The following is an 18,070-nucleotide window of genomic DNA, read 5'->3' as shown; positions in this document are numbered from 1 at the left end:
AAATGAAAAAAGACAACAAAAAAGTAATTTACTGGCTATTTACAGGATGTTTCTTAATATTTATTATGGTTGTAGTTGGTGGTATCACTAGATTAACAGATTCTGGTTTATCTATTTCAAACTACAAATTAATTACAGGTACTATTCCGCCAATAGGCGAACAAGCATGGCAAGAAGCTTTTGCGCTGTACCAACAATATCCTGAGTTTCAAAAACTGCATTCGCATTTTACCTTAGAAGATTTTAAAAGTATCTATTTCTGGGAATGGCTACATCGCGTTATAGGTAGATTAATTGGTATGGTTTTTATTATTCCGTTTTTATACTTTTTGGCTACCAAACAGCTTACTAAAAAAACAATAAAAAAATGCATTGTACTTCTTGCTCTTGGTGGTTTTCAAGGCTTTTTAGGTTGGTATATGGTAAAAAGTGGTTTGGTAGATAAACCAGATGTAAGTCATTTTAGATTGGCTGCACATTTAACAACGGCCTTTTTAACTTTTGCGGCAACCTTATGGGTAGCTTTAGATTTAATTTTTCCGGAAAGAAAAACAGTAGACAAAAAATTTAGAAACCTTATTATTGGTGGTTATGTTGTTTTAATTTTTCAAATAATTTATGGTGCTTTTGTAGCAGGATTAAAAGCTGGATTATTACATAATCATTGGCCTTTAATGAATGAAGGAAAGTTTATGCATGAAACCGTTTATATACTACAACCGTTTTATAAAAACCTTATTGAAAACCCAAGTGGTATTCAATTTATTCACAGAACAGCAGCTTATTTAGTAGTTGTTTTTATCTTACTAATATGGTTTCAATCTAAAAAACTAACACGTACTAAATACCAATTAAAAGCAGTAAATTCTTTGTTAATTCTAGTAGTAGTACAATTTTTATTAGGTGTATTTACTATAGTTTACCAAGTACCATTAGCCTTAGGTGTAGCACATCAAATAGGTGCGTTTTTTCTATTGAGTGCCATGACATTTACATTGCATCGTTTTAGTAAATAGAAACAAAAAAGGTAGTATACTTTAAGAAGTATTTAGTTTTAATATTTACAAATTTAGTTTTTGGGTTTTGAGGGTTGGAAATCGTACCTTTGCAAAATAATTTTTTATAATGATTTACAGATTTAGAATAGTACTTGATAATGATACGGAAGATGATATTTTTCGTGATTTAGAAATTCGTGAAACAGATACTTTAGAAGACTTACATAATACCATTACGCAATCTTTTGGTTTTGATGGTTTAGAAATGGCTTCCTTTTACATAAGTAATGATACTTGGGAGCAAGGTGAAGAAATATCTATGTTTGATGTTAGTGAAGGTGCAAACACAGTTCGTTTAATGAACGAAACCACCATTAATGATGTGGTTCATGAAATGCAAACCAAACTAATTTACGTATACGACTTTTTAAGCATGTGGACTTTTTATGTAGAACTTGCTGAAATTGTTGATGAAGCAGAAGGTACAGACTATCCAAACCTTATGTTTGTTCATGGGCAAATTCCTGACGAAGCTCCTACCAAAAATTTTGAAAGTGACGATTTAGAAGAATTTGATGAATTTGACGATGGATATGATGTAGATGATTATGATAACCTAGACTTTGAAGAAAACTGGAACTAGGCTATATTAACCCTACAATTCTTAATATATAAAGCACTCTACATTACTATAATTAGAGTGCTTTTTTTTGTTGAGTATGTAACATTTTTTTACTTCCTTCGTCTTACCTATAACTAATCAAACCGCTTTAATTTTGGAATCTATTTTAACTATTAATAACCTTACCAAAAAATTTGGTTACCTCACAGCTGTAAAAGACCTATCGTTTACCATTAAAAAAGGAAATGTATATGGTATTCTTGGACCTAACGGAAGCGGAAAATCTACAACACTTGGTATTGTTTTAAACGTAGTAAACAAAACACATGGAGATTTTAAATGGTTTGATGGTACAGTATCTACACACGATGCATTAAAAAAAGTAGGCGCCATTATTGAACGTCCTAACTTTTATCCATACATGACTGCTGCACAAAACTTAAAATTAGTCTGTAAAATTAAAGGAGTAAGCTATAGTAAAATTGAAGAAAAACTAGCAGTTGTTGGTCTAGAAGACAGAAAAAACCACAAGTTTAATACCTACTCTTTAGGTATGAAACAACGTTTAGCTATTGCTTCGGCATTACTAAATGATCCTGAAATATTAATACTTGACGAGCCTACAAACGGATTAGATCCGCAAGGAATTCATCAAATAAGAGAAATAATAAAAGATATAGCTGCAAGCGGAACAACCATTCTTTTAGCTTCGCACCTTCTTGACGAAGTAGAAAAAGTATGCTCGCATGTTGTGGTGCTTCGTAAAGGAGAAAAATTATACGCTGGTCGTGTTGACGAAATGATTTCTAGTCATGGCTTTTTTGAGTTAAAAGCAGACAAACAAGAAGATTTAATTCAATTACTAGAAAGCAACACTACTTTTAAAAATATAAAAGTTGAAAACGGTTTAATTACTGCCTTTTTAAATGAACCAATGGATGCTTCAGATTTCAATAAATTAATGTTTGAAAAAGGCATCATCTTATCGCATTTAGTAAAACGTAAAGAAAGTTTAGAAGAACAATTTCTTCAGCTTACAGATAATTTAAACTAATTCAATACACTCCTTTATTTTTTAAAAGAAAAGTGTATTGGATTAAAAAAAGAATCAAAGACAAAAAAAGGTAAAACACCAAAACCAATCTCATGTTACGACTATTAAATCTTGAATTACAAAAACTACTACTAAACAGAGCTAGTAAAGTACTTATATTTGTTTCCTTTATTTTGCCTTTCACAGTACTGATTCTTTCTTCTATAAAAATAAACTTCTTTGGTTTTTTCACTTTAGAATTAGGAGAACTTGGCATCTTTAATTTCCCTATAATTTGGCATATTACTACCTTTTTTGCATCACAATTCAAGTTCTTTTTTGCTATTGTAGTGGTAAGCATGATTGGTAATGAATATAGCAACAAAACCATAAAACAAAACTTAATTGATGGTTTAAGTAAAAAAGAATTTATACTTTCTAAATTCTATACCATTGTATTCTTTTCATTAATAGCTACAGTATTAATAGCATTGGCTTCTTTTTTTATTGGCCTTTACTACTCTAGCTACACCGAAGCTAGCATTATTTTTAGAGAAACTAATTTTTTAGTTGCCTATTTTGTGAAGCTGGTTGGTTTTTTCACTTTATGTCTATTCTTTGGTATGCTGGTAAAACGCTCTGCTTTTGCTTTAGCTTTCCTATTTATTTTATACATTTTTGAATACATTGTTTTAGGTTTAATTACTTGGCAAAGCAACTATGAATTGGCAGAGAAAATCCAGAATTTCTTTCCTTTAAAATCTATGTACAAATTAATAGATCAGCCTTTTCAACGTGTCATGATGACTAAGTTTCCAGATAAAACAGATCTTACGTATGACTATGCTGTACATGGGTATGAACTAGCAATTGTTGTTGGGTGGACAATTCTTTTTGTGTTTTTATCTTATAAAATATTAAAAAAACGAGATTTATAAATTGTAACTTCTCGTTTTTTTAACATTCTTCTATAATTATTACAGAATTAAATGTAATACCTTTGGTAGCTATTGCTTTTTAAAATGAAAAAAATATTCTACCTCCTTTTTCTAGCCTTTGCTATGTCTTATTCTCAAGACCAAGCATCTAACTGGTATTTTGGCGAAAATGCAGGAATTCAATTTAATACTTTAAATGGTGCTGTTACCGCTTTAACAGACGGACAATTAAACACTAAAGAAGGTTGTTCTTCCATTTCGGATGAAAATGGTAATTTACTTTTTTATACAGACGGCTCTACTGTTTATAACAGAATGCACAGTATAATGAGTAATGGTAGTAATTTGTATGGAGATGAATCTAGTACGCAATCTGCAATTGTTGTTCCTAAACCTGGTGATCCTGATATTTACTATATTTTTACGGTAGACAACGCTGTAGATGGTACTAATGATGGTTTAAATTACTCTACTGTAGACATGAGTTTTGATGGTGGTTTTGGTGCTGTAGTTAACAAAAACAGTAGTTTACTTAGTCTTTGTTCAGAAAAAATAACAGCCGTTTTAAAAGACTGCGACTCAGAGTCTATTTGGGTTTTAACTTTAGCCTCCTTAAACGGAAGCACTGACACTTACAATACTTATCATGCTTTTGAAGTTACCACGACTGGTGTAAGTAACAATGCAGTAAAATCTACCTTTTCCACAAGCATAACAGATGCTAGAGGATACTTAAAAACTTCGCCTGATGGAACAAAACTAGCTTCTGCTAACACTACTAGCGGTATGTTTTTATATGATTTTGACACAGCTACAGGAATAGTTAGTAACCCTGTAACCCTAAATATTAATACGTCTAATCCTTACGCATATGGTGTAGAGTTTTCACCAAATAATCAATACCTATATGTACACGCTTATAATGACGCTACAGGAAGTGCTATAAATAATGCTTCGTCTTTAGTACAGTTTGATCTTTTTGCTGCAGATATTAATAATTCGCAAATACTATTAGACGAACAAAGCCTATTTAGAGGTGCATTACAACTAGGACCTAACGGAAAAATATACAGAACCTTAAGTAACTCTTACACTAGTGGTATTCCTTATTTAGGTGTAATAAATAATCCTAATGAAGCAGGAACAGCATCAAACTACCAACATTTTGGTGTTGATCTTGGTGGTCTTAATTCTACACAAGGCCTTCCTCCTTTTATAACCTCTTTTTTTAATCAGAAAATAGATATTATTCAAAATGGAGAAGCGTCTACATACCTACCTTTATGTGATGGAGATAATTATACCTTAACAGCCGAAAACATTGTAGGTGCAGATTATATTTGGTCGCAAGATGGTACCGTAATAACAGAAAGCGACTATGACTTAGAGATTACTCAAGCAGGAACCTACGAGGTGCTTATTGAACTTCCTGGTGATAATTGCGAAACACTAGAAGGCGAAGCGGTTGTTGAATATTTTGATAATCCTGTAGTGACAAACACAGTACTTATTCAATGTGATGAAGATGGTGTTGATGATGGAGAAACCATTTTTAATCTTACAGAAGCTAATGAAAGTTTAACAGGATCAAACCCAGATTTAGAAGTAACTTATTACAGCTCTTTCACTAATGCTGAAGATGAATTAAACCCAATTGCAGATAACGTTTTTGAAAACACAAGCAACCCACAAACCATTTATGCTCTAGTAAGAAGTGCAGCAGCTGGTTGTTCTACAATTGCAGAAGTAACCTTACAAGTAAGTAGTACACAAGCCAACAACGCTACCATTAACGCTTGTGATGATGATGGTAATGAAGACGGATTTTACACCTTTGATTTAACTACTGCAGAGAGTGATATTCTATTAGGTTTACCTGCTGGTTTAACCATACATTATTATGAAAATTATAATGATGCGCTTTTAGAAGAAAACGAAGTATCTACAACCTATACAAACACAACGGCTTACAGTCAAATATTATTTGCAAGAGTAGAAAATGCTAATGATTGTTATGGTATTAGTGAAATTACATTAACTGTAAATACGCTTCCGGAATTACAAGAAGACGAAACCCTTTTCTATTGTTTAAATGCATATCCTGAAACCATAAGTATTGAAAGTGGTGTTATTGGTAATCCTAATGACTATACCTACGCTTGGTCTACTGGAGCAACTACAAATGAAATTCAAATTAATCAAGAAGGCACTTACACAGTAACTGTAACCAATAGTAATGGATGTAAACAATCTAGAACCATCACTATAGAACCTTCAAACATTGCTACAATTGACTCTATTACTGTTGTAGACGCTTCTTCAAATAACACCATAACCGTTTACGCTTCTGGTGAAGGAGAATATGAATACGCCCTTTTTAATGATGCAGGTTTATACGCTTATTACCAAACTAGTAATGTATTTACCAATGTAGCTCCTGGCGGATTTTATACCGTTTCTATTAGAGATACTAAAAACGATTGTGGTATAGTAGAACAAATTGTTTCTGTTATTGGTTTTCCTAAGTTTTTTACACCAAATAATGATGGTATAAATGATTATTGGCAAGTATCTGGAGTTTCTAGTTTGTTTCAACCAAACACAAAAATTAAAATTTTTGATCGTTATGGTAAACTTCTAAAACAAATAAGTCCTATTGGTCCTGGTTGGGATGGTAAATTTAACGGACAATATTTACCAAGTGATGATTATTGGTTTGCAGTAACACTACAAGACGGAAGAGAATATTTTAACCACTTTACCCTAAAAAGATAATTATCCTTTTGAAAACAAAACACTATATATTCATACTACTTTTTACAAGTTTTTGTATACCATTTTCATATGCACAACTACCAACAGACTGTATAGACGCTGTTATTGTATGTGGAAACTCTAATGTAAACTTAGATGCTAACGGAATAGGCACACAAGAACTCTCTGGTTCTAACACATGTGCAAGTAGTGAAAACAATAGCCTATGGCTACAAGTTACAGTTATAAATGATGGTACACTTGGTTTTACATTAACTCCGTCTAGTCCTTCTACAGTAATAGATTATGATTTTTTTGTCTTTGGCCCAAACGTAAGTTGTGGTAATATTGGTCAAGCTATTAGATGCTCTACCACAAACCCGCAAGCTGCAGGACAAGGAAATAATTTAACAGGAATGAATGGTACTGAAACAGATACTTCTGAAGGTCCTGGCGCTGCTGGTAACAGTTTTGTTAGATGGCTAGATGTTCTTGCTGGCGAAACTTATTATATTGTTTTAGATAGACCTGTAGGTACAAGCCCTTTTACTCTAGAGTGGACAGGTACTGCAGAATTTGCAGAACCACCAACGAATGAAGTTGCAGACACCACAACCATTAACATAGAAGAATGTGATGTGGTTGCTCCTTATGATGATGGGTTTACTACTTTTGATTTAGATGCGAATACAGCTACTATTTTGGGTTCGCAAACAGATGTTATAATAAGCTATCACGAATCAGAAAGTGATGCTAACATTAATATAAATCCGTTAACTAGTCCATACACCAACACAAGCAACCCAAAAACAATTTATACAAGATTAACCAATACTACAACAGGTTGTTTTAATCTTGCTTCTTTTGAATTAACAGTAAATCCTGGACCAGAATACAACGCACCATCAGATCTTGAAAGTTGTGATGATTATTCAGATGGAGATGCTTTTAATAACGTTACCTATTTTGACTTAGAGTCTAAAAATAACGAAATATTAAATGGACAAAATCCTGCGTTATTCAATATTAGCTACCACGAAACTAATAATGATGCTGTAAACAATACCGCTGCTTTAACAAGTCCGTACTTAAGCACTCCTAAAACATTATTTGTAAGAATAGAAGATGCCGCAAACCCAACTTGTAAAAACATATTTACTTTAAATTTAGTTACTTTACCTGTTCCTGATAGTTTTAATAGTTCTCTTTTTCAATGTGATGAAGATGGTACTGTAGATGGCATCACCATTTTTAATCTTTTTGAAGCTGAAGACGCGCTTACTGGTGGAGCAACAAATACTTCCGTAAAGTTTTATTCTTCCATTTTAAATGCTCAAAATAGCAGCAATGAAATAGATGGTACGAGTTATACAAATAACACAAACCCAGAAACAGTTTATGTTCAAGTTACCAATAATAGTACAGGATGTTTTTCTATTGCAGAACTTACACTAGAAGCAAGCACTACGCAAATTCAAGATTATAATGCTCCAGAAGTTTGTGACGAATTAAATTCTGAAGACGGAATAAACACCTTTAACTTAGATGACTTTACTACAGACATTCAAGCTATTAATGGTATTACTTTTCCTACAACGTATTATGAAAATTATACCGATGCACTTTTAGAACAAAACGAACTCACTACACCTTATACCAACACCACACCATACACACAAACCATTTATGCAAGAGCAGAAGATAATAATGCTTGTTATGGTATAAACGAAGTAACTTTAACCATAAACCCTCTTCCTGAACTATTAGAGGATGAAACTGTTTTTTATTGTTTAAACACATATCCAGCAACCATTCAATTACAAAGTGGTGTCATTGGCAACCCTAACAATTATACCTATTTGTGGTCTACAGGAGAAACCACAAATCAAATTCAAATAAATGAAATTGGCAGCTATACAGTAACTGTTATAAATGCTGAAAATTGCCAAAAATCAAGAACAATACTAGTCGAAGCTTCTAACACAGCAACAATAGATGCTGTAGAAGTAGTTGATGGTACTATTAGCAATACCATAACCGTTAATACTTCTGGTGAAGGCACTTATGAATATGCTTTATATGATAGTGCAGGAAATCCGTATGTTTCTTTTCAAACAAGCAATTTCTTTAGTGATATTTACCCAGGAATGTACACAATAGCTGTAAAAGACACCAAAAATGATTGTGGTACTATAACCCAACCTGTTTCGGTTGTAGGGTTTCCGCAATACTTTACACCAAACAATGATGGCTACCATGATACTTGGCAAGTGTTAGGAGTTTCAAACATAATACAACCCAACACTACTGTCAAAATATTTAATCGTTTTGGTCAATTATTAAAACAAATAAGTCCTTTAACTCCAGGTTGGGATGGTACTTTTAATGGTACTAATTTGCCAAGTGATGATTATTGGTTTGCTATTACGTTACAAGATGGTAGAGAATATTTTAATCATTTTTCATTAATTCGATAAAATTATTCACGTACATTTACATAGAACTCTATGAAAATGCGCAACCTACTTATAACTATACTTGCACTACTTTTTAGTTTTTTACAACTAAAGGCACAAGATATATCACTATATCAGCAATACAATGGTACTATTAATTACACAGCAATTGGTAATACCTTAAATGCATTTGAAAATAATCTTGTTAGAGAATTTTGCGAAATTCTACCTAGTTCTTCGGCTGATTTAAACATACCAAACTCAGCCAACGTGGTAGCAGCCTATTTATATTGGGCTGGTTCTGGAACTGGTGATCAAGAAGTTACTCTAAATAACACACAGGTAACTGCTGAAGAAATCTATAACGTAGAATACCAAGATTCTTTTTACGGAACACTAACTTATTTTTCTTGTTTTACTGACATTACCAATATAGTAACCGCTTTAGGAAACACCACTTACACTTTAAGTGATTTAGATATTTCTGAAACCTTAACAACAAATATTGGTTATTGTAATAATAGAACCAATTTTGCTGGCTGGAGCATTTATGTTATTTATGAAGAAGCAAGCTTACCTATAAACCAAGTTAGTCTCTTTCAAGGTTTAGAAATTATAAACCAAGTAGAGCAAGAAAAAACAATTGTTATTGATAATATTAATGTTTTAGATAATGATGGAGCAAAAATAGGTTTCCTTGCTTGGGAAGGAGATAGCAATTTAAATTATGGCGAAACGCTACAAATTAATGGGAACTTAATATCGAATCCACCTTTAAACCCTTCTGATAATGCTTTTAATGGTACCAACTCATTTACCAATACTAGTACTTTTTACAATGGAGATTTAGACGTTTACAACATTCAAGATAATATTGCTATTGGTGATACTTCTGTAGAAATAAAACTCACAACAGGAGATATAGATGACACAGGTGTATTTAGAGCTGACTTAATTATTTTAAATAATATAATAACCGTTTTAAACAGTCAACTACCAGATGCTACTGTAAGCATAGACTATTATAACAATGATTGTTACAGCAATACTATAGATCTTGATTATACTATTTACAACAGTAATAGTACAGAGGTTTTACCAGAAAATACACCAATTGCATTTTATGCTAACAACCAACGTATAGCGCAGAGCGTTACAGAAAATGATATAGCTATTGATGGTTTTGAAAATAAAAACATAACACTTACAATACCCAACAATATACCAGATAATTTTACTTTAACTATAGTAGTAGATGATGATGGAGAAGGAAACGGAACTGTTGTAGAGTTAAACGAAACCAACAATACAACAACAGAAAACATACAACTTACTCCTTTACCTGAGAGTATAGAATTAGAACCTTTGCTAAGCTGTGATATCGGGTTTAATACTGCCATTTTTAATTTAACCAACCCATTAGAAGAAATCACAAATAACAGCTTAAACAGCGTAACTTTTTACACTACAATAGAAGACCTAATTAATAATGAAAATAACATTATTATTCCAGAACATTACCAAAGTACCACAAGTCCGCAAACTATTTACATAAAAATAGAAACCGAAGATTGTGCAGATATTTATCAATTTAATTTATTAACAGAAAACTGCCCTCCTACTATTCCGCAAGGGTTTTCACCAAATAATGACTCGGTTAATGATTGGTTTAACATTCAAGGTTTATATGATATTTTTGAAAACCATGAACTAAAAATTTACAATAGATATGGTACACTTCTATTTGTTGGCGACAATACAAAAAGATGGGAAGGAAAAGCAAATAGAGGTATAACCAATCAAGGCAAACTGCTTCCTGTAGGTACTTATTTTTACGTACTAAATCTTAACGATAACAACTTCAAACTATTAACTGGTTGGGTATATTTAAATAGATAATTTAAGTATCAAAAATGCATTTCATCGATTAAATTTGCATTTAATCTATTTTAGGTGTAGTTTCGTCCTCTAATTAACTAAGCCCTAATAAATTGAAAGAGAATACTTACCCTACAAATCATAATATCAAGCTTGCAGTAGCTTGCGTATTATTAAGCATATGCTTTTTACAATATTCCTTTTCGCAACAAATTATTGTAGATAATACCCAAACACCTCAACAACTTATAGAAAATAACTTAATTCAAGGTTGTGTAGAGGTATCAAACATAGTATCAAACGTAAACGGAAATGCAAATGGGATTACCAGTTATGGTTATTTTGAGCAAGACAATTCTAGTTTCCCTTTTCAAAATGGAATTGTTTTATCTACCGGAAACGCCACTTCTGCAGGAAACACAAACAACACAAATACCTTAAATGATGGTGATGCTTCTTGGCCTACAGATCCAGATTTAGAATCCGCACTTGGTATATCAAATACAGTAAATGCTACCTCTATTGAGTTTGATTTTGTTTCGGTTTCTAACCAAATACAGTTTAATTATATTTTAGCTTCCGAAGAATACTACGCGACCTATCCTTGCGAATATTCAGATGGTTTTGCTTTTCTTTTAAAAGAAGTTGGCGCTTCTTCATATACCAATATTGCAGTAATACCAGGAACGAGTACTCCTGTAAATACCAATACCATACACGACGAGATTGTAGGTTTTTGTCCTGCTGAAAACGAATCTTATTTTGATGGTTATAATTTAGGTGACACTAACTTTAACGGTCGTACTACAGTACTTTCTGCAAGTGCAAGTATACAACCAAACGTACAATACCATATAAAATTAGTTATTGCAGATCAAGCAGATCAAAATTTTGATTCTGCGGTATTTATTGAAGGAAATAGCTTTAATGCCACTGTAGATTTAGGAGAAGACATTACTACTTGTGCAGATTCTGTTTCATTAAATGCAAATACCCAAAACCCTTTAGCTACTTATGAGTGGTTTTTAAATGGCACTTTAATTCCTGGTGAAATACTTCCTAATCTAGATAATATTACCCAATCTGGAACCTACCAAGTGGTAGTTACTATGCCTATTAGTACTAGCTTTTGCGAAATTCAAGATGAAATAGTTGTTAATTTAAGTTCTGAACAAACAGCAGATGCTATTGCAGACTATCAAATTTGTGATGATATTAGTAATGATGAAACAGAAACCTTTGATCTTTCTACAATGCAAGATCAGGTGTTAGATGCTGTACCTTCTTCAAATTATACCATAAGTTATTATTACTCTAGTGAAGATGCACATACAGAAACCAACCCAATTACTGCTCCTATTACTAACACTACAAATCCGCAAGTAATTCATGTTAAAATTGAAGACACCAATAATGGCTGTTTATCTTTTGCTACATTTAATCTAGTAGTAAATCCTTTACCAACCATTGTAGAACCTACCCAATTAGATGTTTGTGATGACACTACTTCAGATGGTTTTACAACCATAGACTTATCTGTTAAAGACGAGGAAATTACAGGAGGAAACGCAAACTATATAGTAAACTACCATTACTCACAAATAGATGCAGAAAATGTAGAAAATGCCATACCACTTCCGTACGCAAATACAAATGCAACAGAACAACTTTTTGTTAGTGTTGTTGACGCTACCACTGGCTGCATTAGCACCACAACACTAACTATAAACGTACTTGAAAATCCTGATATTAATCAAGAACCACAACTTATTAATGCTTGTGAAATTGATGATGATGGTTTTGCTTCTTTTGATTTATCTACTATAATTCCAGACGTATTACAAGGCTTAACAGGTGTTACTGTTACCTTTCATACAACTTATGAAGATGCGCAAACAGGAGATAACCCTATTACAGATTATCAAAACTTTGACAACACAGTACCTAACCTACAAATTGTTTATATTAGAGTGGTTAATGATGCTACAGGCTGTGCTGCAATTTCTTCTGTAGAATTATATGCTAACTTAATTAGAAACAACGCTATTACTAGAGACTTTACAAGATGTGATGACGACTCTAATGATGGTATTTATGATTTTGACTTAGAAAATATAGCAAATACAGTTGCTAGCAACATTGAAGATGCTACTGTAACTTTTTACGAAACAGAAGAAGACCAAAACAATACTATAAATGAAATAGACCAATCTGTACTATACACAGTTACAGATAGTCCGCACACACTTTATGTTACAATAGAAACCGATGACTGTATTCACCTAACAAGTATTCGATTGGTTATTAATCCGCCAACAATAATACAACCTTTAAGTCCTGTTGATTATTGTGACACTAATGATGATGGCTTTACCTCTATTTCGTTAGAAGATTTTAATGACTATGTAAGCGAAGGAATTACCAATGCATCGGTTAGTTATTTTCTTACAGAAGAAGATGCTAACAACAATGAAAATGCCTTACCTCCTTTTTATACTAACACAACAAATCCGCAAATAGTATTTACAAGAGTTTTAAATACAGACACAGGCTGTCATGATGTTGCTGAATTAGAAATTCAAGTAATTCCTGCTCCTACAGTAATGCAACCTGAAGACATTATTATTTGTGATGATGATTATGATGGCGCATACCTAATAAACCTAGAGGACAAAATAGATGAAATTGTTGCTAGTACCACAGATTTAATTATTACGTTTCATACCTCAGCAAATGACGCAAATTCAAATAATAACGCCATTACTAACACTATTGCTTACAATGCCAATACACAAACCATATATACAAGAGTAGAAAGTGAAATTACATCGTGTTTTGCCTTAGTTGTTTTTCAAGTGATAGTAAATACAGAACCTATATTTACAGACATTACTAATTTTAGACATTGCGAAATAGATGGAGACCAAACAGGTGATTTTATTTTTAACCAAAAAGATGCTGAAATTTTAAATGGACAACCAGGTAAACGTGCATTGTATTTTGAAACTGCACAAGACGCTATAGACAGAACAAACATTATCAATAAAAATGTTGCATATCAAAACACTGCAAACCCTCAAACCATTCATGTTAGAGTAGAAAATATTTCAGACACAGACTGTTTTGACACTTCTTCTTTTACTATTGAAGTAGGTTTAATACCTGAATATATTGCTCCTGTAAACTGGATGGTTTGTGATGATATTGCAAATGATGGCATAGAAACTTTTGACTTATCTGAAAAAATAGACGAAATGTCTGCTGCTAGTACAGAAGACCTTACTATTACCTTTTACACTTCTTTTGAAGATGCTGACAATGGAGAAAATAATTTAGATCTAGAATTTCAAAACACAGAAAACCCACAGCAAATCTATGCTAGAATTGAAAACGGAACCTATTGTCATGGTATTTCAGAGTTTTCATTAAATATTATTCAAGTACCAAATGTAAATCCTGCTGCTCCTTTACAAAAATGTGATACAGACACAGACGGATTTACAAATTTTGATTTAACTGTAGTAGAAGTAGATGTTTTTGGTGTAAGACAAGATAATATTGAAGTAAGCTACCATCCTTCTTTTCAAGATGTAGAAGACCATACCAACATAATAACCAACCCAACAAACTATACTAATATAAGCAATCCGCAAACAGCTTATATTAAAATTACTAGTACTATCTCTAATTGCTATGTTGCTGTTCCTATAGAACTAATTGTAGATGTACCTACAAGCATAAACAATGTTCCGCCTTTTGAAACCTGTGACAACGCAGAGCACACTTACAATCTTGAAGAAACCATAGATAGTTTAGTTGATGATACCACAAATCTTGCGCTTACGTTTTACAGCAACCTTGAGGATGCAGAAAACAATCAAAATGCAGTAAACGCTAATAACTATAACTATAGCACAAATGATGATACTATTTTTGTGAGAGCTGAAAATACAATTTCGCATTGTTATGCTACTTCCTCTTTTGTTTTGCATGTTAATTCTACTCCTATTATTTATCCAATAACAGACCTAGAAACTTGTGATGATGATTATGATGCTTTTGCTTTATTTAATCTAGACCAACAAACAGCAATCGCTTTAGGAGACCAAAACCCTAATAATTTTACGGTTTCTTATTTTGAATTAGAAGAAGAAGCTATGCTTAATGAAAATAAAATTGAAGACCTAAATTATGATGCTTTTGATGGGCAAACCTTTTATATTCGTATAGAAAACAAAACTACGTTATGCTATGACATTGCTAGCTTTAATACCATTGTACACAGAAAACCTATTGTAGAAATTGAAGATCAAACCATTTGTTTAGAAAGTCTTCCGCTTATTGTTAGCGCTAATACTGGTTATAGTGATGATACTTATTCTTGGTCTACAAATGCTACAACATCAGAAATTGAAATTACAGAAATAGGAGACTATTCCGTAACAGTAACCACTGCCTATGGTTGTACTAGTTCTGCTACTTTTAATGTTATAGAATCAGAACAAGCAACTATTGAGTTTACAGAACAAGTAGATTTTTCAGATCCTAATAACATTACAGTAACTATTAGTGGTATTGGTGATTATTTTTACATTCTAGATAATGGTCCTGCACAAGAATCAAACTTTTTTAATAATGTAACCCTTGGGCCACATACTATTACTGTTCTAGATGCTAATGGTTGCGCTTCTGCTGTCAAAGAAATTGTAATTATAGATACACCATTATTCATGACACCTAATAATGATGGTTATAATGATACTTGGCATATTACAGGAGTAAACCAACTTACAGGAACCATTGTGCATATTTTTGATAGATATGGTAAACTAATAAAAACACTTTCTCATACTTCTCCTGGTTGGGATGGTACCTATAGAGGGCAAAATTTACCTGCAGATGATTATTGGTTTCTTGCAGAAGTAATACAAGAAGGAAAGAAATTTGAATTAAAAGGAAACTTTACCTTAAAACGTTAAAAAGTAAAAAGCCTTTCTTTAACATTTGTTTTTCGGTTTAAAAACAAGTTCTTACGTATCTTTGCAAACCAATTATATGTAATGAAGAATTGTTTTTTAGTGGTATTATCTTTTTTTACTTGTGTAATGTTTTCGCAAAATATACAAGTAGACAATAACACCTATACTCCGCAAGAGCTAATAGAAGATATATTAATTAATAGCGACTGCATTAGCAATGTTGTGGTTACTAATGTTGTTGGTGGTAATTTTGGAGGAACAGACCAAAGCTATGGTTATTTTGATGCTACAGGAACCTCCTTCCCTATAACTAGTGGTTTAGTTTTAAGTACAGGAAGATTATCTAACGTTCCTGGTCCAAATACCAGCTTAAGTGATGATGATGCTTCGGGTTGGTCTGGAGATGCAGATCTTGAAACCGCTTTAGGAGAAAACAATACCTATAATGCAACGGTTTTAGAATTCGATTTTCAATCCATTAGCAATCAAATAAGTTTTCGCTATTTATTTGCTTCCGAAGAATATCAAGAAGGAGATGCTAACACGTGTCAATATTCCGATTTATTTGGTTTTTTAATTCGTCCTGCTAGCGCTTCAAATTACACAAATATTGCACTAGTACCTGGTACCAATACGCCTGTTAAAGTTACAACTGTACATTCGGGAATTCCTGGTTCTTGCCAACCTATAAACGAAAACTATTTTGGCGGATGGAACAATTCTGTGGCACCAATTAATTTTAACGGACAAACCGCTGTGCTTACAGCAAGCGCAAACATTATACCTAATGAAACCTACCATGTAAAACTTGTAATTGCAGATGAGGCTAATTACAGATATGACTCTGCTGTATTTTTAGAAGCAGGAAGTTTTACTTCTAATATAGAACTTGGCACAGATAGACTTTTTGCAACTAGAAACCCTTTATGCGAAAACGAAACTTTAGATCTAGACGCAACACAAACAGGAGCTAATGGATACACTTGGTTTAAAGACGGCTTACCTATTCCTGGTGAAAACAACCCAACCTATACTATTGTAGATGCAGGAACCTATAGCGTTTCTATAACCTACCCTTCGTCTTGCATCACTACTGGCGAAATTACCGTAGAGTATGCTACAAACCCAATAGTTAATGACATAACACTGGTAGCTTGTGATAGTAATCAAGACGGAATCACAACCTACAATCTACAAGATGCGGAACAAGATATTATTAGCAGTGGTAGCAATCTGGTCATTGATTTTTACAACTCGCTACTAGATGCGCAACAAGAAGCCAATGCTATTACTAATGTAACTTCTTTTGAAAACACAACAGCTATGCAAATCATTTATGCTCGTGTAAGAAATGAGTTTGGTTGTTACGCTATTGCGGAAGTTACTCTAGATATATCAAACAACACAGTTACTATTCCTCCTTTTACAGTTTGTGATAATTCTCCTGTAGATGGTTATTCTGAATTTGATCTAAACCAACTAAGAACTCAAATTGAAACACAAGTTCCTGCAGGTAGTACAATTACATTTTTTCCTACAGAAGCAGATCTAATAGCAGAAACAAATAGCATAGACGGAAACTACACCAACAGCATTCCTAATACAGAAACTATTTACGTACGTATCACTAACGGAAGCAGTTGTTATGCAGTTAGTACTGTTAACCTATCTATAATATACACACCTGTACTTTTAGAAGAGGAAACTATAAAATATTGTGTAGATAATTTTCCTAACACCATCTCTTTAGAAGCAGGACTTACCACAGGTTCTCCTCAAGAGTTCACCTACCAATGGCTATTTAATAATACAGCTACAACCTATACTAGTGAAACTATAAACATAAACCAAATTGGTACATACACCGTAATTGCAACCCATCAAGATGGTTGTTCTGCTACTAGAAACATTATAGTAGAAGCTACAGAGATGGCAGTTATAGAAACAGTTACTGTTGCTGGTATTGCACCAAATAACTCGGTAACAATTTCAGTTTCTGGAAATGGAGATTATGAGTTTGCCATAGATAATATAAACAGCACCTATCAAAACAGTAATATTTTCACCAACGTTTCAGCTGGAGAACATATTGTTTATGTACGTGATAAAAATGGTTGCGAAACAACAGAAGAAACTATTTATGTTTTAGGTTTCCCTCCTTATTTTACACCAAATGGAGATTCTTACAACGATTATTGGATGCCTTTAGGAGTAGATATAGACTTTAAAGCAAGCATGATTATTCAAATTTTTGATAGATACGGAAAACTACTTAAGCAACTACATCCTGAGAGCCAAGGTTTTGATGGTAGATATAATAATGAAAACTTACCAACTTCAGATTATTGGTTTATAGTTACTTTCTCTAACGGAAAATCATATCGTGGACATTTTGCTTTAGTGCGCTAATTT

General features: G+C 32.8%; 9 protein-coding genes. All 9 read left to right on the top strand.

Features of this window, described 5'->3' with window-relative positions; genetic code table 11:
- Positions 1 to 2: 2 nt before the first annotated feature.
- Positions 3 to 1,016: a COX15/CtaA family protein gene (locus tag ACFSSB_RS02295; protein WP_379900530.1), complete on the top strand. Its 1,014-nt coding sequence runs from the start codon at positions 3 to 5 to the stop codon at positions 1,014 to 1,016.
- Positions 1,017 to 1,125: 109 nt separating this feature from the next.
- Positions 1,126 to 1,641 (top strand): IS1096 element passenger TnpR family protein, encoded by a 516-nt coding sequence (locus ACFSSB_RS02290; RefSeq protein ID WP_379900528.1) that lies wholly within the window; start codon positions 1,126 to 1,128, stop codon positions 1,639 to 1,641.
- Between the two features lie 133 nt (positions 1,642 to 1,774).
- Complete coding sequence (locus ACFSSB_RS02285) at positions 1,775 to 2,674, top strand: ABC transporter ATP-binding protein (protein ID WP_379900526.1); 900 nt, start codon at positions 1,775 to 1,777, stop codon at positions 2,672 to 2,674.
- Between the two features lie 92 nt (positions 2,675 to 2,766).
- Positions 2,767 to 3,591, top strand: a complete 825-nt coding sequence (locus tag ACFSSB_RS02280) for an ABC transporter permease (RefSeq protein ID WP_379900524.1) — start codon at positions 2,767 to 2,769, stop codon at positions 3,589 to 3,591.
- Positions 3,592 to 3,675: 84 nt separating this feature from the next.
- Positions 3,676 to 6,366, top strand: coding sequence for a T9SS type B sorting domain-containing protein (locus ACFSSB_RS02275; RefSeq protein WP_379900522.1), 2,691 nt, complete (start codon positions 3,676 to 3,678; stop codon positions 6,364 to 6,366).
- Positions 6,367 to 6,374: 8 nt separating this feature from the next.
- Positions 6,375 to 8,822, top strand: a complete 2,448-nt coding sequence (locus tag ACFSSB_RS02270) for a T9SS type B sorting domain-containing protein (RefSeq protein WP_379900520.1) — start codon at positions 6,375 to 6,377, stop codon at positions 8,820 to 8,822.
- A 36-nt stretch (positions 8,823 to 8,858) separates the two neighbouring features.
- Positions 8,859 to 10,700, top strand: coding sequence for a gliding motility-associated C-terminal domain-containing protein (locus tag ACFSSB_RS02265; RefSeq protein WP_379900517.1), 1,842 nt, complete (start codon positions 8,859 to 8,861; stop codon positions 10,698 to 10,700).
- A gap of 92 nt (positions 10,701 to 10,792) precedes the next feature.
- Entirely contained in the window at positions 10,793 to 15,658 is a 4,866-nt protein-coding gene (locus ACFSSB_RS02260) for a T9SS type B sorting domain-containing protein (protein WP_379900515.1), read from the top strand.
- Positions 15,659 to 15,739: 81 nt separating this feature from the next.
- On the top strand, positions 15,740 to 18,067 hold the full coding sequence (locus ACFSSB_RS02255) for a T9SS type B sorting domain-containing protein (protein ID WP_379900513.1): 2,328 nt from the start codon (positions 15,740 to 15,742) through the stop codon (positions 18,065 to 18,067).
- Positions 18,068 to 18,070: the final 3 nt, after the last annotated feature.

Origin of the sequence: Lacinutrix gracilariae (assembly GCF_042684485.1) — a bacterium.
GTDB lineage: Bacteria > Bacteroidota > Bacteroidia > Flavobacteriales > Flavobacteriaceae > Oceanihabitans > Oceanihabitans gracilariae.
This window is presented reverse-complemented; position numbering and strand designations above follow the sequence as displayed.